The 23,955-nt window shown below is 52.8% G+C and carries 19 protein-coding genes and 2 pseudogenes; 11 read left to right on the top strand and 10 right to left on the bottom strand.

The window, feature by feature from the left end:
- Both QZH36_RS21190 and QZH36_RS21185 read right to left on the bottom strand, forming a co-directional pair.
- Window positions 1-288 (bottom strand): annotated as a pseudogene (locus QZH36_RS21190) (AAA family ATPase); the annotation flags it as partial.
- Between the two features lie 775 nt (window positions 289-1,063).
- A complete protein-coding gene (locus QZH36_RS21185; RefSeq protein WP_253461362.1) occupies window positions 1,064-1,660 on the bottom strand; it encodes a DUF1349 domain-containing protein in 597 nt (198 codons plus the stop codon).
- A gap of 1,057 nt (window positions 1,661-2,717) precedes the next feature.
- Between QZH36_RS21185 and QZH36_RS21180 the strand changes: the two genes are divergently transcribed.
- Window positions 2,718-3,731, top strand: a complete 1,014-nt coding sequence (locus QZH36_RS21180; RefSeq protein ID WP_301253031.1) for a RepB family plasmid replication initiator protein — start codon at window positions 2,718-2,720, stop codon at window positions 3,729-3,731.
- A gap of 660 nt (window positions 3,732-4,391) precedes the next feature.
- The gene (locus tag QZH36_RS21175) at window positions 4,392-5,378 is read left to right on the top strand and encodes an SDR family oxidoreductase (RefSeq protein ID WP_253461358.1); all 987 of its coding nucleotides are present in this window, start codon (window positions 4,392-4,394) and stop codon (window positions 5,376-5,378) included.
- Window positions 5,379-5,457: 79 nt separating this feature from the next.
- Here the strand turns inward: QZH36_RS21175 and QZH36_RS21170 are convergent, their stop codons facing one another.
- From QZH36_RS21170 to QZH36_RS21160, 3 genes are read right to left on the bottom strand one after another with little or no spacing between them, the layout of a single operon-like run.
- On the bottom strand, window positions 5,458-6,237 hold the full coding sequence (locus tag QZH36_RS21170; RefSeq protein WP_301253030.1) for a TIM barrel protein: 780 nt from the start codon (window positions 6,235-6,237) through the stop codon (window positions 5,458-5,460).
- Window positions 6,237-7,247 carry a Gfo/Idh/MocA family oxidoreductase gene (locus QZH36_RS21165; protein WP_301731068.1) on the bottom strand — a complete coding sequence of 337 codons (1,011 nt, stop codon included), beginning with the start codon at window positions 7,245-7,247 and terminating at the stop codon, window positions 6,237-6,239. Before QZH36_RS21165 ends, QZH36_RS21170 begins: the two co-directional genes overlap by 1 nt.
- A 14-nt stretch (window positions 7,248-7,261) precedes the next feature.
- Window positions 7,262-8,710 (bottom strand): sugar porter family MFS transporter, encoded by a 1,449-nt coding sequence (locus tag QZH36_RS21160; RefSeq protein WP_301731065.1) that lies wholly within the window; start codon window positions 8,708-8,710, stop codon window positions 7,262-7,264.
- 184 nt (window positions 8,711-8,894) lie between these two features.
- Between QZH36_RS21160 and QZH36_RS21155 the strand changes: the two genes are divergently transcribed.
- Window positions 8,895-10,871 (top strand): sigma-54-dependent Fis family transcriptional regulator, encoded by a 1,977-nt coding sequence (locus QZH36_RS21155; protein WP_301731064.1) that lies wholly within the window; start codon window positions 8,895-8,897, stop codon window positions 10,869-10,871.
- 150 nt (window positions 10,872-11,021) lie between these two features.
- Complete coding sequence (locus tag QZH36_RS21150) at window positions 11,022-11,636, top strand: TetR/AcrR family transcriptional regulator (RefSeq protein ID WP_253461434.1); 615 nt, start codon at window positions 11,022-11,024, stop codon at window positions 11,634-11,636.
- 262 nt (window positions 11,637-11,898) lie between these two features.
- Here QZH36_RS21150 and QZH36_RS21145 read toward each other — a convergent pair whose 3' ends face one another.
- Both QZH36_RS21145 and QZH36_RS21140 read right to left on the bottom strand, forming a co-directional pair.
- The gene (locus QZH36_RS21145) at window positions 11,899-12,423 is read right to left on the bottom strand and encodes a VOC family protein (RefSeq protein WP_253461432.1); all 525 of its coding nucleotides are present in this window, start codon (window positions 12,421-12,423) and stop codon (window positions 11,899-11,901) included.
- A 41-nt stretch (window positions 12,424-12,464) separates the two neighbouring features.
- Window positions 12,465-13,031 carry an NADPH-dependent FMN reductase gene (locus QZH36_RS21140; RefSeq protein ID WP_301731062.1) on the bottom strand — a complete coding sequence of 189 codons (567 nt, stop codon included), beginning with the start codon at window positions 13,029-13,031 and terminating at the stop codon, window positions 12,465-12,467.
- Between the two features lie 123 nt (window positions 13,032-13,154).
- On the opposite strand from QZH36_RS21140, the gene QZH36_RS21135 reads away from it, so the two are divergent.
- The gene (locus QZH36_RS21135) at window positions 13,155-14,084 is read left to right on the top strand and encodes a LysR family transcriptional regulator (protein WP_253461429.1); all 930 of its coding nucleotides are present in this window, start codon (window positions 13,155-13,157) and stop codon (window positions 14,082-14,084) included.
- Window positions 14,085-14,259: 175 nt separating this feature from the next.
- On the opposite strand, the gene QZH36_RS21130 is transcribed toward QZH36_RS21135, so the two are convergent.
- A complete protein-coding gene (locus QZH36_RS21130) occupies window positions 14,260-16,101 on the bottom strand; it encodes a hypothetical protein (protein ID WP_301731061.1) in 1,842 nt (613 codons plus the stop codon).
- A 448-nt stretch (window positions 16,102-16,549) separates the two neighbouring features.
- Here QZH36_RS21130 and QZH36_RS21125 point away from each other — a divergent pair, with 448 nt between their 5' ends.
- Window positions 16,550-16,885, top strand: coding sequence for a DMT family transporter (locus tag QZH36_RS21125; protein WP_301253023.1), 336 nt, complete (start codon window positions 16,550-16,552; stop codon window positions 16,883-16,885).
- Window positions 16,886-17,209: an SMR family transporter gene (locus tag QZH36_RS21120; RefSeq protein ID WP_301731060.1), complete on the top strand. Its 324-nt coding sequence runs from the start codon at window positions 16,886-16,888 to the stop codon at window positions 17,207-17,209.
- Between the two features lie 312 nt (window positions 17,210-17,521).
- Here the strand turns inward: QZH36_RS21120 and QZH36_RS21115 are convergent, their stop codons facing one another.
- Together QZH36_RS21115 and QZH36_RS21110 are read right to left on the bottom strand one after the other, a co-directional pair.
- Entirely contained in the window at window positions 17,522-18,535 is a 1,014-nt protein-coding gene (locus tag QZH36_RS21115; RefSeq protein ID WP_301731059.1) for a zinc-dependent alcohol dehydrogenase family protein, read from the bottom strand.
- Between the two features lie 126 nt (window positions 18,536-18,661).
- A pseudogene (locus QZH36_RS21110) lies at window positions 18,662-18,814 on the bottom strand (GrpB family protein); the annotation flags it as partial.
- A gap of 449 nt (window positions 18,815-19,263) precedes the next feature.
- On the opposite strand from QZH36_RS21110, the gene QZH36_RS21105 reads away from it, so the two are divergent.
- From QZH36_RS21105 to QZH36_RS21090, 4 genes are all read left to right on the top strand, one after another.
- Window positions 19,264-20,241 (top strand): DUF1852 domain-containing protein, encoded by a 978-nt coding sequence (locus QZH36_RS21105; RefSeq protein ID WP_253461421.1) that lies wholly within the window; start codon window positions 19,264-19,266, stop codon window positions 20,239-20,241.
- A gap of 27 nt (window positions 20,242-20,268) precedes the next feature.
- On the top strand, window positions 20,269-21,300 hold the full coding sequence (locus tag QZH36_RS21100) for a methionine synthase (RefSeq protein ID WP_253461419.1): 1,032 nt from the start codon (window positions 20,269-20,271) through the stop codon (window positions 21,298-21,300).
- A gap of 266 nt (window positions 21,301-21,566) precedes the next feature.
- On the top strand, window positions 21,567-23,111 hold the full coding sequence (locus QZH36_RS21095; RefSeq protein WP_301253020.1) for a methyl-accepting chemotaxis protein: 1,545 nt from the start codon (window positions 21,567-21,569) through the stop codon (window positions 23,109-23,111).
- A 399-nt stretch (window positions 23,112-23,510) separates the two neighbouring features.
- Window positions 23,511-23,756, top strand: a complete 246-nt coding sequence (locus tag QZH36_RS21090) for a YmjA family protein (RefSeq protein ID WP_253461415.1) — start codon at window positions 23,511-23,513, stop codon at window positions 23,754-23,756.
- Window positions 23,757-23,955 lie beyond the last annotated feature (199 nt).

The following is a 23,955-nucleotide window of genomic DNA, read 5'->3' as shown; positions in this document are numbered from 1 at the left end:
ATGCGCATAGATATCTATAACGTTTTGAATTGTTAATGCATATTGTTCAACGTTACCGACCTGCTTTTTGTTGAAATCATAACCCTGTTCTTCCATTTCTTTCATGGATTGTTCGACGATACGGCGGCTCAGTTTAGGTAGCTTTGCCACTGCATTGCGAGTATAAGTCTGATGGTACTCTGTCAGGTTAAACTCTTTCCGCTGCTCCTCAATATCCCGGCTCATCGCCTGCAGTAAAGAACTTGCTCTCAAAGCTATCGTACCAACACCACCGTAATCGCGTTTCATCATTATTCCTCGGTTATGATCCCTTGCCTGAACGGGCATCTCAGCAAAATCAATTGTACAGACACCCGGCCAACGTACAACAAAAAATAGCCAGGCAAAAAAAAATTGTACGTAATCATTTTAATTGACGCTCAACCTGAAATCAGGTGGCCTGGAAGCGCTATAGAAAGATTTGCTATCCGGCGTAAACCGGCATCATTGAATCCAGGGTAGGGCAAACAATGGTGCGAATGCGTGATGAGGATGAAAAAGGCATTTCGCCTTTCCATGCGTTACGTTGTTAGCGATAGTGGGCACGCTTTCCGGTGCAAGCTCAATGTTGTCCATCACAACAGTGAGTGGTTGAGCATGCGCCTCGTTATGATGTCGTTTCCATCAGGGTTAACCTGTCCTGCAAACTGCTGAACGACGACCTCTGGGAGCTCGATATCATTAAGAGAGATCCGATGAACGTGCGTAGAAAGTTCTGTTAGTAACCGCAATTCAGAAAACCGCTGGGGTTTGGACTGGTGAAATAGCTTCCGGATGCGACGGAGAGTAAGTCTTGCCGTCTGCATCCGGAGGATCGGCAGAATGAACTCAAATCATTTGTGGGATACCTTTCCTACAGAAGCACAAACGGACCAGGGTAGAAAGAATGGCAAACATTAAGCCAAGAAATACTTGATACCCTGCATTAAATGCAAATGCTTGCAGCCTTAGCGTAAGCTTTTCCTGTTCGCCTCTTATAGCCTGAACAAAGTTATGGCCTTTTTGCCGGGATCCTGATACGAATTCATGTCAAATCGTGAAGCGATTTGCTCAAAGGAGGCCCGAGCCTGAACTCGTCAAATGTTATTTCAAGCCCTTCTCTCTCCGGGGTGCAGCCCATCACGCCGATAAAACGTTTTTTTATATCTGGCCAGTGACATAGCCTCAGCAACGGCCATTTTTTACTATCTGTCGAATACTGGATCCTTAAGGCCTCGTTTTCCAGCGTAGCGCGCATCCAGAAAGTTTGCGGATCGCCGGGAAAAAGACCGGTTGACCAGTCAGAGGTTTTACGCGTAACCACGCACCCTATAGATGACAGATCGTCATTAAATTCAATCCCAGCTTTAACCCAATGATGTTCGTCATCCTGCAAAAAAATACCTGCCTGGTCATACAGATGGCAGAAATTCGCCATGATTTTTACCTGAAGGGTAAAGTCGTTCTCCACGTAAAATCCATACGCATGTCCGGTATGCCGCTGAAAACCGTAATAGGTTTGACGCCAGAAATCCGTGTTGAGCGCGGTAGTTAACTGTAGTTTTCCATTTTCCAGTGAGTAGTTATCGGGCTTGTTGATCCAGTTGCCTTTGCCTGCTTCCAGTGAATCCACAACAATCATAAGCCTTCCCCATGTTGAGCGTATATCAGACCCTGTTTTTTGAATTCTCGTTTATTCAGCAAACCGCAATATAAGCTTTTAGTCACAAGCGGTTAGCCAGAGGCGGTCAGTCAGGGCATAACGCATTAAAAACGAGAGTCTGGTTTCCCGGGCGCAAGGTTAAAATCCTGGCATGGGAAGTATTGTCAGCGTAGCTGATTATTGTGGCATGGGTTCTCTCAATGCATATATTGCTTTTTTAGCGGTGCCTTAATGTGCAACTAAAGCCAATGTTAATTAGTACATTTTATCCGCTGTGATCCCCTTGCATATGTGAAAAGTCGCTGCCAGTTGAAAGCACTTATCTATTTTTTTCAAATCAGTCAGACCATGTTGCGGTCTTAGTTTTGATATCGAACATCAAAAGGTGGTAAGAGGCGTAGTATACCAATAGTGATAGCCAGTTTTTCCTTATTATTCACAGGCCAGATCCAATCAATCGATCCTGAATAGATCCTTCTAAGATCCCTAAGAGATCCCCGGAGTCGCTCAGCCCTTATCTGGCCTGTCCTGGAAGGGGGTTACTATCCACTGTGGTGAGCAAAATAACCACTGTAATAAGCTAAATAACCGCTATAACGAGTAAAACATCCACGCTGGACAGTAGTTAAAAACCACTGTAGTGAGTATCATGCCAATTTGCCTGTAGATAACTGATGATTAAGCAGTTGCCGCTGTAGCATTGCCTGTAGCGGGTTTGCTGAACCTTTGTATTATCCGGACACAGCTTTAACCCATAGCTATCCACAGGCTCCTGAAAATAAGATTTTTTATCCACTGGTTCGATCCAATAACAGATCATATAAAGAACCAGAAAGACCCATAAAGATCCCCGCGCTTCGCAAGGCCTGCCGTAACTGGCCTGAGAAGGGATCGTTAACCACTGTGGTAAGTAAAACAACTACTGTAGAGAGTAATAAATCCACTATAGCAAGTAGCCTGACCACTACGGTGAGTGTTAGTATCCACTGTAACCAGTAACGGCGAATATCGCTTGTTCATATCACGGGTTTGTAAAATGCCGAAAAAAGAACAAGAAATCAGTCAGATAGATGCAGCTTTTTGTGAAACGGACAAGAAGACGGGAGAGGTTATCAACCTGACTCCTAACAGTAACAATACCGTTCAGCCGGTGGCGCTGATGCGGCTTGGGCTGTTTGTACCCACGCTTAAATCGACGGCGCGGGGCAGAAAAAACCAGATGTCGACCATGGATGTCACTGACGAGCTGAAACAGCTGTCGATCGTTAAATCCGAAGGGTACGAAAATATCAGGATAACCGGTGCCCGGCTTGATATGGATAACGATTTCAAAACCTGGGTCGGCATTATCCATGCCTTTGCCAAATATAAGGTGCTGGGAGACAGCGTAACGCTGCCGTTCGTCGATTTCGCTAAACTGTGCGGCATCCCTTCTGTACGCTCTTCAGCGAAGCTGAGAAGCCGTCTGGATGCTTCCCTGACCCGCATTGCGACCAATACTATTCAGTTCAGCAACAAAGAAGGGGAGTATTACGTCACGCATCTGGTGCAGTCAGCCAAATACAGCACTAAAACCGACAGTGTTACTCTCCAGGCCGATCCCAAGATTTTTGAGCTCTATCAGTTCGATAAAAAGGTGCTTCTTCAGCTCAGAGCCATCAACGAGCTGTCCCGTAAAGAGTCTGCACAGGCCCTTTATACTTTTATCGAAAGCCTGCCGCCTTCACCAGCGCCCATATCCATGGCCCGCCTGCGCGCTCGCCTGAACCTCACTTCGCGTACCATCACGCAAAACGCGACCGTCCGTAAAGCGATGGAGCAGCTGAGGGAGATCGGCTACCTGGACTACACAGAGATTAAGCGAGGCAAAATCGTCTATTTCGTCATCCACTACCGGCGGCCAAAGCTCAGACCGGCAGAAATCCCGCTTGGCCTGCCCGATTTGCCTGAGGACGAGATTGAGGAAACCGTACCCCAGGGCGAAATGGTTATGCTTTCGCGAGAAGAGCTGGAACTGTTAGAAAAGATCCGTAGCGGTAAAAAACCGTAACCACTGTGGAGAGCAAAAGCGCCAGCAACCACTGCGATGAGCGTCAGTTTGCTCCTGTAAGTCACCGTTATGTCGGATAAGCAACCACTGTAATGAGAGGCGGATCTCATTACAGTGGTTGTTGAGCCAGCGTTAAACAAGTCAGGCTCAAATACCTTCCTGCCTGGCTTTACCAAAACATGACTCTAGCCAGACACGCTGTACGCCTCGCTATTAAAGGTCACGCTCACCAGAGTGGATACATTTTTACCGCCGTTTTACTCACTATAGTGGTTATTACTCCCCATAGTGGTTTATTACTTTCCGCAGTGGTCAAAAGTTTACGCCTTTTTACTCGCTTCAGTGGTTAAGCGGAAACTGCCCGGCAGAAACCAGGAAGGGCGTTTTCTTCATTCTGAGAGCGGCGGTTGGTCACCTACGAAATGATATTAATGCTTTATATCGCTCGAGATGGACTGCTCTCGGGAGCTCGCTGACTACAGTCATCTTCGTGCGCACAATGCGGCAGGACAGCAGGCGTTCCTTCCATTTATTGATCCCTGTTCTGCAATCAACCAGCTATTTTTCAGCAGCCTGCCATACTCTGTTAACGAAAATTCGTGCGTTTATCATTTTTTATTTATCAGACGGCTGTGACGCAGCGGTTTATGAGGGCCAGATATGTTGCAGGAAAAAGTAGCGGTAATTACAGGTGGGACTTCTGGCGTAGGACGCGCCAGCGCACAGGCCTTTGCTGAAGCAGGCTATGCGGTAGCGGTGATTGGCCGTAGTGAACAAAGCGTAAAAGAGACTATTGAAGAGTTAAAACTGTTTGGTGTACAGGCATCGGGCGCGGCAGTAGATGTGGCAGACGGCGGCGCGCTGTTGGCGGCCGGTCGTAAAATCGAAGCCGAACTTGGTCCGATCAACGTCTGGGTTAACGCAGCCATGCTGACCGTGCTGGCGCCCGTTACGCAAATTACTGACGAAGAATTCCAGCGCGTCACCGATGTGACCTATCTGGGCTGCGTTCACGGCACCCGTACTGCGCTAACGCTGATGGGGGAACGTGACGAGGGGATTATCGTACAGGTAGGCTCAGCGCTCGCTTATCGTTCGGTTCCGCTACAGTCCGCTTACTGCGCGGCCAAAGCGGCAATCAGGGGCTTTACGGATTCGCTGCGCAGCGAGCTGCTGCATAACAACAGTTCGATTCGGCTGACTATGGTGCATCTGCCGGGCGTTAATACCCCTCAGTTTGACTGGTCGCGTAACAAAATGGGCAACACCGTTCAGCCTATGCCGCCCATTTTCCAGCCGGAGGTCGCCGCCAGAGCCATTCTTAAAGCCGCGCGCCATGCGCCGCGGGAAGTGTGGGTCGGGCGTTCCACATTCCAGTCCATCGTGGGCAATATGCTGTTCCCGGGCCTGCTGGATCGTATGATGGCAAAACAGGGCTGGAGCGGCCAGATTACCGAGGAGCCGGAGGTCGCTGGCCGGCCGGATAACCTGCATCAGTCCGTCGAAGGACTGCACCGCAGTCACGGCCGTTTTGATGAAAAAGCGGAGCAGCGTGCGCTTAATCTGAACGTCAACAACCCCGGATTGACCATTCTGGGCGTTGCTGCCGTGGCCTGGCTGGGATTACGCAGCTTGCGGCGCCGTTAAAGCCTCTGCACGGGCAGGAGGTGAGCATATCGCAATTTTTGAGTAAAAGGCGCTCACAGAGCGCCAGTTACCGCGAAAACTACTGCGTAAAGACCTCGCGGAAGGCCTCCAGCGCCGCTGCCGAATCATCCGATGCCCAGCCTTCCAGCGCGACCGTGCCGTGATAGTCAATCTCCCGAAGCGCTCGCGCCACCGCCTTGTAATTGATCTCACCGGTGCCGGGCTCTTTACGGCCCGGTACGTCAGCTACCTGAATCTCACCGATATGTTTCTGGCTTTTACGGATCAGCTCAATCAGGTTGCCTTCGCCGATCTGTGCGTGATACAGGTCGAGATTCATTTTCAGCGCGGGGCTGTTAACGGCGCTGACCAGCGCCAGCGTATCGGCCGCCAACGCAAACGGCGTTCCCGGATGGTCAACGGGCAGATTGAGGTTTTCCAGCGTAAATATTCGTCCGGCGCGTTCGCCCATTCGCGCCAGCTGACGTAAGGTTTCCACAGCCTTAAGCCACATCGCACCAGTCACCACCTCGACCGGTTTTACCGGTAATCCTTTGTCATCCAGACCGGTTCCGTGAAGATTTAAAGCCGGACACCGTAGCCGCTCTGCGATCGCCAGCGAGGCTTCAGCGCTTTGCAGCAGCTGCCGGATATCGTCGTCATCGGTCAGATTACCGCTGAGATAGCCTGTCATGGAGGTGAAGCGCGCGCCGGTGGCGGCCAGCGCATCAATGTCTTTACCGGCCCATCCCCAGATTTCGACACCAAACCCCAGCGCATGAATACGCTTTACCCGCTCCACAAACGGCAGATCGAGGAAGACCATTTCGGCGCAAACGGAAAGCTGATAGCTGTTCATTAGCGTGCGTCCAGTTTGACGGGCTGACATTGTTTAACTGATTCAATGCAGGCCAGCGCAATTTCGAGCGCGTTACGCGCATCTTTGCCCGTAGCACGCGGCGTTTCGCCGGTGCGGATACAGCGCGCAAATTCGGCCATCTCCGTCACATAGGCTTCACGCAGCAGCTCGGAATCCATGCGGGAAGTTTCAATAACAATGCCGCCCTCGTGATAGCGCACGCAGTTGGTAGCGTTGATATTGCCCGCCTGCAGCATGCCTTTGCTGCCAAAGACTTCACCGCGGACGTCATAGCCATAGACCGCCTGAAAATTGGCTTCCGCCGTCGCGATGGCGCCATTGTCAAAGCGGATAGTCACTACAGAGGTGTCCAGCAGGCCTTTGTCTTTAAAATCCGGACGCACCAGCGCGTCGGCCAATGCGTAAACCTCCACCGGTTTTGCGCCGGGGTTAAAATGCAGCAGCGTATCGAAATCATGGATAAGCGTTTCAAGAAAAATGGTCCACTGCGGGATGGGGGCCGGATCGCGCAAGGCCGGATCGCGAGTGACCGAACGGCTTAACTGAGTCGTGCCGTTCACGCCCGATTTCACCGCCGCAATCGCAGCGGCAAAGCCGCCGTCAAAACGACGGTTAAAGCCGACCTGCAATACCACACCGGCATGGCTGGCCGCCGCGATCGCACGGTCCGCTTCCTCAAGGGTTACCGCCATCGGCTTTTCGCAAAAGACGTGTTTTCCCGCGCTGGCGGCCGCTATGACCCATTCAGCATGAGTACGTGCGGGGGCAGCAATAGCAATGGCGTCAATGTCCGGGTCCTGCAACAGCGCATGAAGATCGCTGTAGGCTTTTGCCACGCCGAGCTTTTGCGCCAGCTTTTCCGCCGCGCCGGGCTGCGGATCGGCTACGGCCGCCAGCGTCGCGCCCGGCACGCGCCAGGCAAGGTTTTCAGCATGGAAACTGCCCATCCTTCCTGCACCGATAAGTCCCACTCGTACAGTTTTCATCATCACAGCACTCCTTATTATTTAGTGTTTGCCCAGTCGGGCAGGGAAGATTGTTCAGCGGGCCGCGTCGCCCTGGCTGCGAAGCGGCGGGATTTGGAAAGCATCAGCGGTTCGATATGTTCAAGAGAGACGCCACGCGTTTCCGGCAGGAAGCGCTGTACGAACCAGAACGCTACCAGGCATCCCACCGTGCACAGCATCAGCGGAAAAGCGCCGTGGAAATGCGTCATCAACAGGGCGCTGCGGTTCATCATGGGGAAGCTTTGCGTGACGATAAAATTCGCCACATACATGGAAGAGAAGGAGAACCCCATCGCCACGGCGCGCATGCGATTAGGGAAAATCTCTGAAATTAGCAGCCACGCGCCAAGACTCCACGACAGCCCGAAAATCAGAACGAAGGCCACCAGCCCAATCACCGGCAGCATGCCGTCAATCTGCGCGATAAACGCCCATGAGGTGAACATCAGGCACAGCGCGCATCCTATTGCGCCCCAGCGCAGCAGCGGCTTCCGGCCAAAGCGGTCGATGGTGCTCAGACAGACTGCCACGCCCGCCAGCAGCGCCACGCCCAGAAAAATGCTCTGGAACAGCGAATCCTGGGTGCTGCCGGTAATGTTCTGCAGCAGGGACGGCGCGTAATAAAGCAGGATATTGATACCGGAAACCTGCTGCAAAATGGCGATCGCGCAGCCTGTCAGCAAAATGTAGCGTGCACGCGGGTCGCGCAGGATGCCGCGTTGGCTGGACTGGGCAGGTGCGTCCTGAGAAGAAGCCAGAATTTCCGTGAGTAAACGCTCGGCGTGTTGCGCGTTGGACAGGCGGGTCAGCACCTGGCGAGCGCGATCCGTTTTACCTTTCAGCGCCAGCCAGCGGGGAGATTCCGGCATCAACGGCACCAGCAGCAGGAACAGCGCGCAGGGCACCACGCCGGAAGCCAGCATCCAGCGCCAGCCCTCGCTGACGATCCAGGCATGCGGCATACCGCGCGCAATCAGATAGTTAACGATATACACCGTGACCTGGCCGCCAACCATCAGCATTTGCTGCAGGCCAAGCATACGGCCGCGCCAGTCCTTGGGGGAGATTTCCGCGATATAGAGAGGGGTAATCGCTGACGCCATTCCTACCGCCAGCCCGCCAATTAGTCGATAGAGCACAAAACCCGTCAGCGAATGGGCGAGAGCGGATCCCACGGCGGAAATAACAAAGAGTACGGCGGTAATAATCAACGTGGACTTGCGCCCGATACGGTCTGAAACGTATCCCACGCCCCATGCGCCCGCCACGCACCCCAGAATAACGTTTGAAACGGCCCAGCCGCTTTCCCACGCAGAAAGGTTGAGATGTTCTGTTAAAGGCTCAATTACGCCGGAGATCACCGAAGCGTCATAGCCAAGGATCACGCCGCTGAGTGAAGCAATGGAACAGATGAAAAGAATCAACCGGATATTATGTTTACGCATCAAAACCCCTTTCCTTTTAACGCTTTCAACGTGTCTGTAAGAGGTATTGCAAAGGGGATGCCAACCGGTAGGGGCCTGTAATGTGAAGTACCACACAGTTAGAGATCACAAACTGGAAACAAAATTTACATGTCAACTTAACATGTAAATAAAATGGACATTCCAGACCTGAAAGGATGTGTAGATGAAAAACCTGAGCCGGCTACCCTTTAAAGACGAGAGCGATCCTATCTTCAGCCTGCCGGACAGCACGGAAGTCACGGAGTGGGACAGCCTGCTGTGGCAAGGCTGGCACAGCTTTACGGGCGGCAAACAGCCGGGCTGGATGCGGCAAAGCATTTTGCATTCCTGGCAGCGTTCTCGGGCGCTTAATATCGATCCGGAAACGTTCAGCTATATTTCCCCATCGCCAGACGAACTGGCCGCTATCCTGGAACAAAATGCAGAGATGATTCAGGTTGCGCGCAGCATTATGGAAAACCTGCTGGCCTATAATCCGGACGGCCATATCAACCTGACGGATGCTGACGGGGTAACCTTGTATTATTGCGGTGCCGATCTGACGCCCGTTGGCAGCATTTTGCGTGAGGAGGTGCTGGGCACCAACTGTACCGCGCGCTGCCTGATCGAACAGCGGCTGGTATACGTGTTAAGCGGTGAAAACTGGAAGCTGGATCTGCGTAGAAGGCATCGGCAGTGCGCCGCCGCGCCGGTGCGCGATAAGAACGGCAAGCTGGCTGGCGTACTGACGCTTACCGCCACGCCGGATAAGTTCAACACGCACACGCTGGGCACCGTTCAGGCAGCGGCGGAGACGATAGGCCAACAGCTGCAGCTGCGTCATTTGCTCGCCGAGCAGCAATCTATCCTGGAAACGCTGAATGAAGGGGTAATCGTCTGTGACCGCCACGGCAGCATCAAAACGCTTAATCGCTATGCCCGCCAGATTTTTTGTGGCCTCGATCCGGAAGCGGGATCCATTGATGCGCTGCTGCGTCCGCAGGACGTCTCGCTGCTCAGCCTGCCTTTCTGTAACGATCGCGAGCTGCTTTTTATGCCCGGCGGCAAAGAGCCGGTCTCCTGCCTGGTTTCACTGATGCCCGCGCCTGACGGCGGGCGCGTATTGTCTCTGCGCGAAAACCAGCGTATCCGCGCCATTACCCGGCGGGTGATGGGCGTGAGCGCCAGCTATACGTTCGATATGATCCGCGGCTATTCGCTGCCGCTGCAGCAGGCTATTCAGCAGGCAAGGGCCAGTAGCCGCACCGACAGCACCGTGCTGTTGACGGGTGAAAGCGGCACGGGTAAGGAGCTGTTTGCCCAGGCGATCCATAATGCCGGCCCGCGCCAGCAGGAGCCTTTCGTGGCGCTGAACTGTGGCGCGCTGCCGCGGGATCTGGTACAGAGCGAGCTGTTTGGCTACGCTGATGGCGCATTTACCGGCTCGCGGCGAGGCGGATCGGCCGGAAAATTTGAGCTTGCCGACGGCGGAACGCTGTTTCTCGACGAAATTGGCGAAATGCCGCTGGAAGCACAAACCAGCCTGCTTCGGGTGATCCAGGAAAGCGAAGTGGTGCGTATTGGCGCCGCGCATCCTCTTAAGGTCAACGTCCGTATTATTGCCGCTACCCACTGTAATTTGTCCGATGCCGTGGAGAAAGGCGCTTTCCGCCGCGATCTGTACTATCGCCTCAATGTTGTTTCCCTCAATATTCCCCCGCTACGCGAGCGGCGTGAAGACATTCCGGGCCTGGTAAATACTTTCATTCAGGCGCTTTGTAACCGGCTGAAGCGCATCGCCCCGGCTGTTTCACCGCAGGCGATGGCCTGTTTACAGGCCTGGCAATGGCCCGGCAACGTGCGCGAGCTGGAAAACCTGGTCGAACGGATGGTGAATTTATGCGAGGGGATGGAAATCAGCCAGCAGGATCTGCCCGAGGAGATGCGACAGGGAGATCCTGTTGCTCAGCCAGCGTCCGGGCAGGCTTCGCTGCATGAAAAAGAGCGCCAGCACGTGCTCGAGGTGTTGAGTGCAAATAAGGGAAATATGCGTCAGTCGGCCCGGCTTCTGGGAATTTCACGCACTGCGCTTTACAATAAATTAAATCAGTGGCAGGTGGATCTCATTGCCCTGCGCAAAAACATGCGCAGCCCGGTGTAGGCTGGTGAAGCATGACGGCACAGTTGCACAGCGCGTACAACGTCAGTGCCGGAAAAACACTAAGCGGGCCCGATGTGCGTTAAAATGGTGACCAGACTATATTGCGGTCACATTTCGTTAACGGGAGCTCACTGAGCGAAGCTAAAAAAAATGACTGAACAAAAACTTCCTGCCGCCACGCGCGGCCCGTCCGATCACACCCTTCGTGACCAGATTGTCAATGCCGCCATGGAGTACTTCAGCCATTACGGCTTTGAGAAAACCACCGTGTCCGATCTGGCTCGCTCGGTGGGCTTCTCCAAGGCGTATATCTATAAGTTCTTCAGTTCAAAACAGGAGATAGGTGAAGTCATCTGCGCCAGCTGCCTTACGCAGATAACCCAACGTCTGAACGCCGCGCTGGAAGAGGCGCCTTCGGCCACGGAGAAAATGCAGTGCCTTTTTCAGACGCTTACGGTGGCGGGGAGCGAGCTGTTTTTTCGGGAACGCCGCCTTTTTGATATCGCTGCTGCGGCTTCGCGCGATCGCTGGTCGTCGGCAGAGCGGTATGAAGCCTGGCTGCGCGAAACCACCGTTGCCATTCTGCGCGAGGGGCGCGAGGCGGGAGAGTTTGAGCGTAAAACGCCGCTGGACGAAACGGCTGCCGCTGTTTATCTGGTGCTCAGGCCCTACGCCGATCCGGTGCAGCTGCAGGCCGCCCTTGATACGGCCAAAGAAGATGCCAGCCGCCTGGCTGCGCTGGTGCTGAGAAGCCTTGCGCCTTGATTGCCTATTTTTTGGGGCATGGCTCAGAGAAGGGCGCACTTATGCTGCTATTAAATAAGATAACTTATGCGCTGGCCCGATCCCTTTTTGCCCGCCTGCCTGCTGACCGCGCGTGGCGACAGCCAGCGCGGCCAGGCTGCGTCAAGAGGCGCTGACAGACCTTAAAAGCACTCAGCAGAGAGATGCGGCGGGAGTCGGGGCAACGGTGAATTGCCCCCGTTATTGGCTTTTAGAAAAAGTCAGGCCTGCGCAACCACGATATTTACGGCTTCCAGCGTCGCAGGGAAGTACTTTCTTCATAGGGAAGCCTGGAGGGCAGTGAGATTAATTCAATTACGCTGCCCCAGGGCGTCCGGCCGTAGCAGAAAAAGTTATTGTCTCCTGCCTCGGTCGGAAACATCAGCGGCTGCGGAGACGTAAACATTTTCCCGCCGGCACGCTCAAACAGGCCGATGGCTTCGTTAATGTCATCAACGTAAACGGCAAAATGCTGGATGCCGTAATCGCTGGGCCGTACGGGCTGATGCTGCTCCGGCCCCTGCATTTCAAACAGCTCAAGGCCGGGGCCGTGCTGTAGTTTCATCATCCTGACCGTGGTGATTCTGGTTCCCGGAAACAGGTTCAGGATACTTTCCGTCTCTTCGCCTTTCACGTCGTCGTCCGAGGGCGACACGGAGTCGTAGATAACTTCAGCCCCAAAAGCTTCTGAAAAGAAGCGGGTTGCTTCTTCAATATCAGAAACGGTGATGCCAACATGGTCCATACCGCGAACGGTGCCGGTAGACATAATTTCCTCCGAAGATTTTACAGACAGGGTAAAGGTGTTGCTCAGCTTTGCTTTGCCGCCATTTCTGCCAGCGCGCTGAGCTGAGCCGCAATCAGGCTGCGGGTATCCGCATCCGTTATGGTGCAGCTTTGCGGATCGAGCCGGGATGAAGCCTGGCTAATCATCACTTCAGGCTTGTTCAGGACGCTGCCGTCCAGAAAGACCAGGATCTGACGCAGATGATATTGTGCCCGGGCGCCGCCTATGGCACCGGGCGAGGCCGTCAGTATGGCGACGGGTTTGCCGGCAACCGGCGTGTCGGACAGGCGTGAAAGCCAGTCCAGGGCATTTTTAAGGGCACCCGGCACGGAATAGTTATATTCAGGCGTGACGATAATCAGCGCGTCCGCTGCCGAGATCGCTTTGCCCATTGCCATCACCGTCTCGGGAAATCCCTGGGCTTGCAGATCGGCATCATAGTGCGGGATATCGCCCACAGAGCCGAGCGGGCTGATGTCCACGCCTGGCGGCGCCAGCGCAGCAAGATTTCGCGCCACAACCGCATTGAAAGACCCTGCCCGAAGGCTGCCCAGCAGGGACACGAACGTAAGGGGTTTTGCCTGTGACATAACGATTTCCTGGTTCAGACGAATTTTCCGGCCGTGGCCGGTCGTGTGTTTATATGCTGACTTCAGTCTGGTATAGAATTAAACATCGATAAACACGCTATAAGTCGCCAGTGAGTAAACTTTATGTCTACCGAATTAACGGCCGAATCCCTGCGGGGGATCACGAATTTTGTTATCACGGCAAAATCGAGCAGTTTTACCGAGGCCGCAGAGCAGCTGGGCATCACAAAATCCGCGGTCGGCAAGAGCGTGGCAAGGCTGGAGGAAAGGCTGGGTACACGGCTGTTCCACCGTTCAACCCGTAAACTGAGCCTGACCAGCGATGGAGAAGCCTATCTGACAAGCTGCCTGTCGGCGCTGGAAATCCTGGACTCTGCTGAAAACATGCTCAGCAGACGTCAGGACAACCCTGCGGGCACGGTTCGTATCGATATGCCGGCATCATTTGGTCGCAACCTGATGATGCCGATACTGCTGGAGCTGACAGCCCGCTATCCGGCTTTGCGGCTGGCGCTGACCTTTAATGACCGTCTTATCGATCCGGTTGAGGAGGGGGTGGATCTGGTGCTGCGCCTGGGCGAACTGCAGAGCACGGATGAGCTGATTGCCCGGCGCCTGAGCCGGCAGCGTCTTTTCCTGTGCGCGTCCCCCGGTTATCTTGAACAACACGGCGTGCCTGACGACATTGAAGCGCTGAAAAAGCACCGCTGCATAATGGGCTTCCGGCGCGGGGCGCCCCTTGCCTGGCGGCTACGTCCGGTGGCAGAGCGGGAAATAAAGTTTATATCCGGTACGGCGCATCAGATAAGCGACGGCGATGCCATGCTGCTGGCCTGTCTGGCAGGGGCGGGGATTGCGCAGTTTCCGGAGTCGATGGTGGGCAGCCATATCACCGCCGGCCATCTTGTTACCATCATGGCCGATCACATGCCGGTTCCGGTTGCGCTTAGCGTAGTCTGGCCCCGGACGCGCCATCTCATTCCGAAAGTCCGGATTATTGTGGACGAACTGCTGAAAAAAGCCGACGAGGGCTATTTCGGCGAGCTCAGGTAGCGTTTTTGTCAATACGCAGTTGATTTCACGCCTGTTTACTAACTTTCGGCAGGCTTATATTCTGGCCGTCCCGTATACGGGTACACACAGGCCGATCGAGCTGCGCCGTCATCACTTTACGTCGGCAGCTCAGCAGTCAGCCTGCTTATAAGACCCGGCAAATAAAAGATGACGGCTATCCGCTTTTCTCACTGTCCATAAGTAAATGCGCAGGCTGGCCGGTTTCGACCATACGCAACATCAGGCTGAGCTCTGCCGGTGAAAGAATGCCTTGTGCGATATTATTTTCAATGCGGTCATGCCGGTCAATTTTCTCCCTGCCAGCAAGATTATTTTCCGACAGGCTTTTGACAAGGGCTTGCCGATCGCCGTCACCCGGCCCAAGAGAAAGTTTGGCCCTCAGGTTGTCAGCAACAATTTCCTTACCCAGATTCTTCAGCTCCACCTCCGTGTCATTATCAATATACCCCGCTGATGCCTCTGTAATCAGACGGTTATAGGGGATACGTCCCTGCCAGGGAGCATGGCGTTCAGGCGTGAACAGGGATTTAGGTTCAAGGTAAACGACGTTATGCCCTAACAGACTCAGCGGTTCAAGCGCGCCGCTGCGCACGCCGATGAAGGCTTTCCCGTTTGATTTCTGCATTATCCGATCAAGAAAATACCACTGATTGACACGCTCTTTCAGAAGCGCAGATTTATGCCAGAATTTGCTGAGGTCGGGCGTACTGCGATTTTCCCAGGGATGGCGATCTTCAATGCGATTTTTGTACTCATTTCGGAAGCCGTCCCCGATATAGGCTACCGGCGTTCCCTGCTTTTCCAGCGCAGCGTGGATAAGCTCAAACATACGGGGATTGGCAAACGCCTCTTTCTGACGGGCAGAGGCGGCGTCACGAACCGGCGTCTCAAATGGCTTGTTTGTTTTCCATAATAAGACGGAGTTATCTTTCAGGCCCGTTTCCTTAATCGTGCTGTCAACAAGGCTGTCAAGCTCTGCCCGGGCCTCTTCATTAACCAGGCCATAAACCAGCTTTCTGATTTCAGCGCCGGAACGCACCGGATCATCATTGTCTTCCCAGTGTTTTGCCATCATTACCGTCGTTGCGGAGATATGGAAGAGATGGCTGTCGGGTGAGGCATTCTGTGGTTCACAAATGGCGGATTTTTCTCCCAGTACCGTGGTGAAATTTTTCCGGTTCTCCGGATCGTTAAAACTGCCGCTAATGTGGTTCAGCGGGGTTTCACCGTCATAGCGCACTACGGAAAGCCGTTTGTTGATATTTTCCTGACTCACGCCAGACTTTTTCAGGGCATCCGTAATGATTTCAAATGCTTCCATGGCGTATTTTTTTTCAGCAGGCAGTACCGGTTGCTTCTCGCTGTAGCCGATGGTGAGCTTCATTTCCGGATACGTCAGCATTGTCAGAATGGCAGAATACCGATCGCCCACGGCATAACCCGGCATGAATACAGCGGAAGGCTGATTTTTGATATCCGGTATGGTGTTCCATACCGCTTCATCATGGGGCCAGAGTGTGCCGCTGAGTATTCCCTTCCCTGTTTTTTTATCGATCCAGGCTTCCTGATTTTTCCCAACGGTCTTTGCACTGGCACCATAACGTCTTCCACGCTCAGAAGCCTGTCTGCGAAAATCATTCAGGACATCGCTGTCATGAATGACATCTGGTGACGAGGCTGCGCGCGGCAGCAAAACCGATGGGGGACGGAGATTATTGTCAAACCTGGCCAGATGTTTTTTATCGCCTTCCACCATGCTACGGGACAGTGCATCTTTGTATCCCACAAGCAACTTTCTGTTGCCGGAAATCCCCTTGTCTGCTTCCGGATGATGACCGTGCTGTTTCGCCTCAGAGGAGGGCTCTGTAGGCGGTTCGCTGTCACGGGCGGAGGCCGCGCCCGCTGTCAGGCGACTTTCATCTGCAGACGTATTACTGGAAGGTGAGTCACTGACAGGAGGCTGATTATGAGTATGTTTATGACCGGAAATATACATGGCTTTCTTTGTTCATATTGGTGAGGACTATTAAAGTGGTTGGAAAGTTTATTTTGTTCCTTTATCAACCATCACCATCGGAAAAAATAACCTCAAAGGCCCTGTGTGCGCCATATCTGGCCTTCTGTACGGATACACCCCGTAATCAACCTGAAGCAATTCATCATCCTGCTAAAGCACCGTAATGTGTTTTTGCCGTAAAACTTCAAGCATTTGTTTATCAGGCTCACCATCTGTGATCGGCGCCAGGTCGCCAATAGCAAACGCAGAATGCCCGAAGCATGCATCGTTGCTCATGCTCAATAAAAAATTGTTATCACGTTCGCCGTTTCTGCTGAATAACCTTTCGTCCTGTGTCTGATTTATAATTTTTAGGGATATGCCCTCAGCGTGCCGTTGCGGTGTACACTAGCGAGCTGGATTCAAATCACCACAATATGGAGTCTATGTGCCCCGGGCCTGGTTTTTTCTTTTAATGGCAATAGTGTCTGAAGTAAGCAGCGTTATATTGATGAAATTATATTCGACGCAAGGCAATCTTACGGGCATGTTGTTTATGTATTTCGCCATCGGTTTGTCTTTTACTTTTATGGCGCTTGCGCTGAAAAAAATCTCACTTGCGGTAGCTTACGCAACCTGGGAATCACTGGGTCTGCTCGCGATAGCCGTTATTGGCAGCTTCTTCTTCAGAGAGCATCTGAGCGTACTTCAGCTTACGGGAATTGGCCTGTTGCTGGGGGGCGTTGTAGTCGTTAATATCGCAGAAAACGCGCAGAATGAATAAATGTCGATATTTATCCCCTATTACTATCTTGCGATAGCCATCCTGCTTGAAGTAACGGCTAACGTCTTTCTTCAGCTTTCGGCCGGTATGGCCAAAAAGATCCCGGGCGCAGTGGGCATACTGCTTATTCTTGCATCCTTTACTGCGTTAGCGCAGGCCTTGAAAGGCCTGGAGATGGCCACTGCGTATGCCATATGGGGAGGCTGCGGCATTCTTTTAACCGCACTGTCCGGATGGATTATTTTCAGGCAACCTCCTGGTCGCAAAGCTTGCGCTGGCTTGCTTATGATTACGGCAGGCCTGCTGCTGCTTGAGCTTGGGTGATAATATTTTAAACCTGCCACAATACTCTCTTTTGCTTCAACTCACCCAGCTGGCAGGCGCTTCTTGCCCTGCCTCTGTGTCCGCTAAGGCGCCAGAGTGGCAGCCACCGCATCTTTCGGGCTACTGAAGCCTGGGTAAAGTAACGCAAGAAAAAATTATGCCGTTAACCGCACGCGCGTGGCGGCAAGCCTGTTATACATCTAGAGCGCCCGCAGTAGCCTGACTGCCTGCGCCAACGCGCGGTTATTCACGGCATCAGTCAGTGTTTCAGGCGACGGCCGTAAGGAAATGGCTTCCTTACGGCCAGAAACGTCACCATTCAACGCAGATTTTACCCACGTGAGCGCCGCTTTGCTGATAAGAGAAAGCCTCGCCAAGCTCCTCATATTTAAAAACACGATCGATTACCGGCTTCTTGTTCATTATCTCAAGGGCTTTAACAAAATCACACTGATCCTGGCGGCTTGCCACAATCACGCCTTTAATTTGCACCTGCTTCGCCAGAAGGGAAAGGACAGACAAGGCAGCCTCATCGCCTGAAAGGATACCAATCTGCGCAATATGACCGCCTACCTTGATCGATTTCAGGGATTCATTCAGGGTTGCCGGTCCGCCTACTTCGACCACATGGTCTACGCCAAACCCCTGGGTCAGCTCAAGAACTTTATCTCCCCATGCAGGCGTTGTTCTGTAATTGATAGTTTCATCAGCGCCCAGTTCGCGCACAAAGGCGAGCTTTTCATCGGAGGATGAGGTAGCAATGACTTTGGCCCCCATTGCTTTAGCTATCTGTAAAGCAGCGACGGAGACGCCGCCGGTTCCCTGAACCAGCACCGTTTCTCCTGCCTTAAGGTGCCCGTCTGTTACCAGCGCCCGCCAGGCCGTCAAAGCCGAGGTGGTGATGGTGGCTGACTCTGTATGGCTCCACCCCTTCGGCGCATGGGTAAAGGCGTTTTCCGAACGTACAACGTATTCACTGGCCATGCCATCAACACCGTCGCCGGGCGTGTGCGCAAAGCCGCCCACGGTGGGTACAGGCTTGCCGGCCAGCCAGTTGGGAAAAAATGTAGAAACCACGTGTTCGCCTGCTTTAAACGCTTCAACGCCTTCTCCAACCTCCTCTACTATTCCCGCACCATCTGACAGCAGGATCCGTCCATCTTCAGTAGGAAACTGCCCGGTTGCGACGATTAAATCATGAAAGTTTAGCGAGCTGGCTTTAATCGCAACCCGAATTTCACCTTTGCCGGGCCTGCCCGGATCGTCAATATCTGACACGATAATGTTATCCAGGCCGCCGGGGGCTTTAAGCTGTATTGCTTTCATCGGGGATCTCCTGTTTGGGCATGCGTTTTATGTAATAACCCAGTTTAAACATAATTACAGGGTCACGCTGTCGAAGAGGGCCTTTTGTTACACTGGTGGAATTATAAAAAGCGTTTAAGCTGCCCGGCTGGCCACTTCCAGCAATATATCTATAACGGGTATAGCAGCTAAACCCGGTACTGACGTGCTGCCAATGTGATGGATCTGCGCAATAACGTTATCCAGCGTTATCTGTAGCAGTAAGCTTTCCGCTTCACAGCGCGCAGGCCACTGCAACAATCGTTACTTTTTGCATGTTTGCTCTTCCCCATTGCCTGGATATCGCCTTAATGAAGGCTGGATGCCTGGCTCGCAGACCGGCCGACAGGAAGGTTTTTTGCTTATTACCATGCCCCATATTGTAGCTTGCACACGGAAACGCTCTGTTTCTCTCCAGGGCGGCAGCGAGAAGAAGGTGAACCAGAAAAAATGCGGTACATGCTTAGCGGGCCGCCACCCGGCTGCCAGCTGTGCATCCTCTTTGACAGGGATCTTTGCGCAACGGTAGTCCTGTCTCAGTTTTGATCATGAAGAAGGTTCATGTTCATTGAAAACAAATCACTTTTCCTCAACCAGCGACTCAGGCATAAAGTATGGATTGTTAATAACTTTAGATAATATGAAATCTGGGATGCCCTGAAAGGCAACAAATAAATCAGATTTATAACAAACCAGGATACCAGACGGCCATGAACAAAGCGTTTACCTTTACCATTAAAAGCCTTCGTTTCGACGAAAACTATAACCCCTCCGGGAGTACGCGCATCACCACCAACTTTGCCAATCTGGCGAGAGGTGAGAGACGTCAGGAGAATCTGCGTAACGCTTTAGTGATGATTGATAATCGCTTCAATGCGCTGGCGCACTGGGATAATCCCAAAGCGGATCGCTATTCCGTTGAGCTTGAAATTATTTCCGCTGAGTTAAACGTTGAAGTGAAAGGCAATGCCTTTCCGGTGATTGAAATATTAAAACCTACCATTATTGATAAAAGCACCAGTGAACGTATCGATGGTATCGTAGGCAATAACTTTTCCTCTTACGTACGCGATTACGACTTTAGCGTCTGGCTGCCGGAGCACAATAAAAGCCAGCCCGAATTTACTATCCCCGAAGATTTTGGCAAGCTGCATGGTAATATATTTAAACGCTTCGTTAATTCAGCGGCCTACACGGAAAATTTTAATAAAGCGCCTGTGATATGCCTGAGCGTTTCCACTAAAAACACCTATTGCCGCACGACTAATCAGCATCCTGTACTGGGCTTTGAATATCAGCAGGATGAGCCTTCTCTGACCGATATCTATTTTGCCAAAATGGGGCTGCAGGCGCGCTATTTCATGCCGCCCAACAGCGTTGCGCCTTTGGCCTTTTATTTTCATGGTGATTTGCTCAGTGATTACACCAATCTTGAGCTAATCAGCACGATCAGCACGATGGAAACCTTCCAAAAAATTTACCGGCCTGAGATTTACAATGCTAATTCCGCCGCAGGGGCATTGTATCAGCCCAACCTGACACACCAGGATTATTCGTTAACCCGAATTGTTTATGATCGAGAAGAGCGCAGCCAGCTGGCTGTTGAGCAGGGCAGGTTTACTGAAGAGCACTTCATTAAACCCTACCAGACTATTCTTGAGCAGTGGTCTGCCAATTCCGCTCTTTGATAAACCGAAAATATAAGGTCATCTTTTATGAAAAAGCTTTTACCGACATCCACTGCTGGCAGCTTACCTAAACCTTCCTGGCTTGCGCAGCCGGAGACGCTCTGGTCACCCTGGAAATTGCAGGATCGGGAACTGATTGAGGGCAAGCAGGATGCCCTTCGCCTGTGCCTTGACGATCAGCTGCAGGCAGGCATTGATATCGTCAGCGATGGCGAGCAAACGCGCCAGCATTTTGTCACGACGTTTATTGAGCACCTCAGCGGCGTGGATTTTGAAAAACGTCAGATCGTCAAAATCCGCGATCGCTATGATGCGAGCGTTCCTACGGTCGTGGGCGAGGTGACCCGGCAAAAGCCCGTATTTGTTGAAGATGCTAAATTTTTACGTCAGCAAACCCAACAGCCTATTAAATGGGCCTTGCCCGGCCCTATGACCATGATCGATACGCTTTACGACAGCCATTATAAAAGCCGCGAAAAGCTGGCCTGGGAATTTGCCAAAATTCTTAATCAGGAAGCCAGAGAGTTAGAGGCGGCCGGTGTCGATATTATCCAGTTTGACGAGCCGGCTTTTAATGTCTTTTTTGATGAGGTTAACGACTGGGGAATTGCCGCGCTGGAAAAAGCCATCGAAGGGCTTAAATGTGAAACCGCCGTGCATATTTGCTATGGCTACGGCATTAAAGCCAATACGGACTGGAAAAAAACGCTGGGTTCAGAGTGGCGACAGTATGAAGAGGTTTTCCCTAAGCTGAAAACGTCGGCTATCGATATCATTTCGCTGGAATGCCAGAACTCTCATGTACCAATGGATCTTATCGAACTGATCCGCGGCAAAAAGGTGATGGTTGGGGCTATCGATGTGGCGACCAATGCCGTTGAGACGCCCGAAGAAGTAGCCAATACGCTACGTAAAGCGCTCCAGTTTGTCGATGCCGACAAGCTTTATCCTTCCACCAATTGCGGCATGGTGCCTTTATCCCGTCAGGTAGCAAGGGGCAAGCTGAATGCCCTCAGCGCCGGCGCAGAAATCGTTCGTAGAGAAATTTTGGCCAGGTAACCTTGCTGACCAGCTAATTTTCTGAAAACTCAGTCCGGATTGGGCCATGCCAGCCGGACTGAGTGATAAATACCGTATTCAGCAACGTTATTCCCTGCCAGGACGTCTCCCAGCTATCTCCTGTTCATCCCGGATCATTCAGCGCTCCCTGTCTGCAACCTTTACCTGCGCATTGTGAAATACACCACATAATTTAATCGGTACTCTCAAGAGTTTCTTCACGATGACGATACAAACAGTAATCATCTGCCTTTCGGTATTCTCCCATGAAAGTTTCAACCCGTATTGTCGGAGGCTTCGGCCTCATGGTACTGCTGCTGGTCATTTGCGCCGGCGTGGCTATCAATGCTCTTAACCACGCCCGGGACGATATGGGTGACGTGGTAAACGTCAAAATGAAAAAGTTCCAGCTTGCGCTGGATATGCGCGCCAGCGTACGTGATTTGTCTATCGCGGTAAGAAACCTGGCGTTGCTGACCGACCCGAAGGAAATGGCGCCCGAATGGGACCGCGTGCAGACCCAGAAACGTCTGTTCCTCAAAAACCGTGAGGAGCTGGGTCGGCTGATGGAAACGGATTCGGTACCGGCGGGCCGGGAGGCATACCGGAAAATAGTGGAAAGAGAAGGACCGGCGCTGGCAAGCTTTGAAAAGGCAGGTCAGCTTGGATTGCAGAATCTGCAGCAGGAGACCGTGACTTACCTGATGACCGTCTCTCGCCCGGCGCAGCGGTCGCTGCAGGAAGCCCTCAATACCCTGACAGAGGTGCAGATGCAAAATGCCCGCAGCGCCGTGGAAAGCAGCAGCGATCAAAGCCGTCGCGCCGGGCTTCTGTTGGTCGGCCTGGTGCTGGTATCTGTGCTGCTTGCTGGCGGCACCGGTTTCATGACTATACGGATCCTGATGCGCCAGCTGGGCGGTGAACCGGCGCAGGCGCAGGTACTGGCGGCAGCGATAGCCGACGGTGACCTGACGTCTCAGGTCATGCTTCGTCCCGGCGATAATACCAGCATGCTGGCATCGCTCGCCCGAATGCAGAATCGCCTGGGCGAACTGGTATCGAGGATTAAGGACGCTTCGGCTTCCGTAGCCCTTGCCTCTGATGAAATCGCCAGAGGGAATACCGAACTCTCGGCCCGTACTGAACAGCAGGCAGCTGCGCTGCAGGAAACGGCCGCAAGCATGGAAGAGTTAACCGCGACGGTGAAAAGCAACACGGCGGGCGCCACTTATACGGCTGGATCGGCGCGGGAGGCGGCCGCGCTTGTCCGTGACGGTGAAAAAAACGTGCGCCAGATGACCGAAACGATGGCCGATATCTCTGCCAGCGCGGCGAAGGTTCGCGATATTACCGGCACCATTGAGAGCATTGCCTTCCAGACGAATATTCTGGCGCTGAATGCGGCGGTTGAAGCCGCACGCGCTGGCGAACAGGGGCGGGGATTTGCCGTGGTGGCCAGCGAGGTCCGCACGCTGGCGCAGCGTAGCGCGACGGCAGCGCGGGACATCAAAGGCCTGATTGAAAACGCGGTGACCATGGTGGAGGCTGGCGTGGTAGTGGCCGACGGCACTGCGGAAAATATCATGAGCGTGACCGGGAAGGTCAGCGAGCTGGCTGAGGCAATGGATGAAATCGCGCTGGCTTCAAACGAGCAGATGCAGGGCATTTCTCAGGTGACCGTGGCCGTGGGCCAGATGGACGGCGTAACCCAGAGCAACGCCGCGCTGGTAGAGGAGTCCACGACCGCTTCTCAATCGCTGGCGGAGCAGGTTCATGCCCTGAGAGGAATGGTGGATACCTTCCGCGTCTGAAGAGGAGAGCCCCGGGAGCAGGCTAAAAAGCCGCTCCCGGCTGGCTCGCTATGCAACCGATAAACCATCCCCGACGCTTTTCTTCTGTCCTTTGACTGCGTGCACGGCGGGTCATGACGCCTCTCAAGAGGATATCCAATGCCGGGCCTGAAACCGGAGCCGATCGCGCAACGTTGCCCTTGTGTCGGCCAGTCAATGCCGGTGTACAGGCTGGACGAATGCAGTAAAATTATTGAGATAAAACAGGATGCTACGTGTTAATCTTAGCAATCTTTAAGGCCGGGCCGGTGCCTGGTGATGCCATTCTTACATTTGTCGTCTGACAGCAGTAATGAAATCGGCCCGGACGATGCAGAAAGCAGCTAAAATTGACGTTAAATTAAATATCTGGAGTAGCTTATGAACGATGAAATCCCGCTTAAATACTACGACATCGTGGATGAGTATTCGACAGAATGCGCAGCACCCGTGGCTGAGGCAGAGCGTAAATCCCTGGCGCACTATTTCCAGCTGCTGCTCGATCGCTTATCAAATAATGAAGAGATCGGTGAAGACGCGCAGAAAGAGATGGCTAAAGAAGCCGGTATCAACGAGAGCCGTATCGATGATATCGCCTCGTTTCTTAATCAGTGGGGCAACGAGTAGTTTTGTCACAGCAGCCGTTAAGGCTGCTTGTCTGTGTCGGCAGCAATTTTTTCAGATAACTTTACTGAGCGAAAATTAGTACCCCTGTGTGATAATATTTATCGGAAATAAATCGCTGTAAATTTAAGTAAAAACGAATGATTTATAACAATAACGAACCGATGATATTAAGCCAAATTTAACCGTTATTTACCCCGTT

It is taken from the genome of Erwinia wuhanensis (assembly GCF_030484085.1).
GTDB lineage: Bacteria > Pseudomonadota > Gammaproteobacteria > Enterobacterales > Enterobacteriaceae > Erwinia > Erwinia aeris.
The sequence above is the reverse complement of the archived record's forward strand: the minus strand, read 5'-3'. Positions and strand labels throughout refer to the sequence as shown.

What these genes read in the sequence shown, in the direction of transcription:
- QZH36_RS21165 (WP_301731068.1), bottom strand. Translation starts at nt 7,247, where the DNA reads ATGATGAAAACTGTACGAGTGGGACTTATCGGTGCAGGAAGGATGGGC.
- QZH36_RS21180 (WP_301253031.1), top strand. Translation starts at nt 2,718, where the DNA reads ATGCCGAAAAAAGAACAAGAAATCAGTCAGATAGATGCAGCTTTTTGT.
- QZH36_RS21100 (WP_253461419.1), top strand. Translation starts at nt 20,269, where the DNA reads ATGAAAAAGCTTTTACCGACATCCACTGCTGGCAGCTTACCTAAACCT.
- QZH36_RS21120 (WP_301731060.1), top strand. Translation starts at nt 16,886, where the DNA reads ATGTCGATATTTATCCCCTATTACTATCTTGCGATAGCCATCCTGCTT.
- QZH36_RS21175 (WP_253461358.1), top strand. Translation starts at nt 4,392, where the DNA reads ATGTTGCAGGAAAAAGTAGCGGTAATTACAGGTGGGACTTCTGGCGTA.
- QZH36_RS21130 (WP_301731061.1), bottom strand. Translation starts at nt 16,101, where the DNA reads ATGTATATTTCCGGTCATAAACATACTCATAATCAGCCTCCTGTCAGT.
- QZH36_RS21090 (WP_253461415.1), top strand. Translation starts at nt 23,511, where the DNA reads ATGAACGATGAAATCCCGCTTAAATACTACGACATCGTGGATGAGTAT.
- QZH36_RS21145 (WP_253461432.1), bottom strand. Translation starts at nt 12,423, where the DNA reads ATGTCTACCGGCACCGTTCGCGGTATGGACCATGTTGGCATCACCGTT.
- QZH36_RS21155 (WP_301731064.1), top strand. Translation starts at nt 8,895, where the DNA reads ATGAAAAACCTGAGCCGGCTACCCTTTAAAGACGAGAGCGATCCTATC.
- QZH36_RS21105 (WP_253461421.1), top strand. Translation starts at nt 19,264, where the DNA reads ATGAACAAAGCGTTTACCTTTACCATTAAAAGCCTTCGTTTCGACGAA.
- QZH36_RS21160 (WP_301731065.1), bottom strand. Translation starts at nt 8,710, where the DNA reads ATGCGTAAACATAATATCCGGTTGATTCTTTTCATCTGTTCCATTGCT.
- QZH36_RS21095 (WP_301253020.1), top strand. Translation starts at nt 21,567, where the DNA reads ATGAAAGTTTCAACCCGTATTGTCGGAGGCTTCGGCCTCATGGTACTG.
- QZH36_RS21115 (WP_301731059.1), bottom strand. Translation starts at nt 18,535, where the DNA reads ATGAAAGCAATACAGCTTAAAGCCCCCGGCGGCCTGGATAACATTATC.
- QZH36_RS21170 (WP_301253030.1), bottom strand. Translation starts at nt 6,237, where the DNA reads ATGAACAGCTATCAGCTTTCCGTTTGCGCCGAAATGGTCTTCCTCGAT.
- QZH36_RS21185 (WP_253461362.1), bottom strand. Translation starts at nt 1,660, where the DNA reads ATGATTGTTGTGGATTCACTGGAAGCAGGCAAAGGCAACTGGATCAAC.
- QZH36_RS21150 (WP_253461434.1), top strand. Translation starts at nt 11,022, where the DNA reads ATGACTGAACAAAAACTTCCTGCCGCCACGCGCGGCCCGTCCGATCAC.
- QZH36_RS21140 (WP_301731062.1), bottom strand. Translation starts at nt 13,031, where the DNA reads ATGTCACAGGCAAAACCCCTTACGTTCGTGTCCCTGCTGGGCAGCCTT.
- QZH36_RS21135 (WP_253461429.1), top strand. Translation starts at nt 13,155, where the DNA reads ATGTCTACCGAATTAACGGCCGAATCCCTGCGGGGGATCACGAATTTT.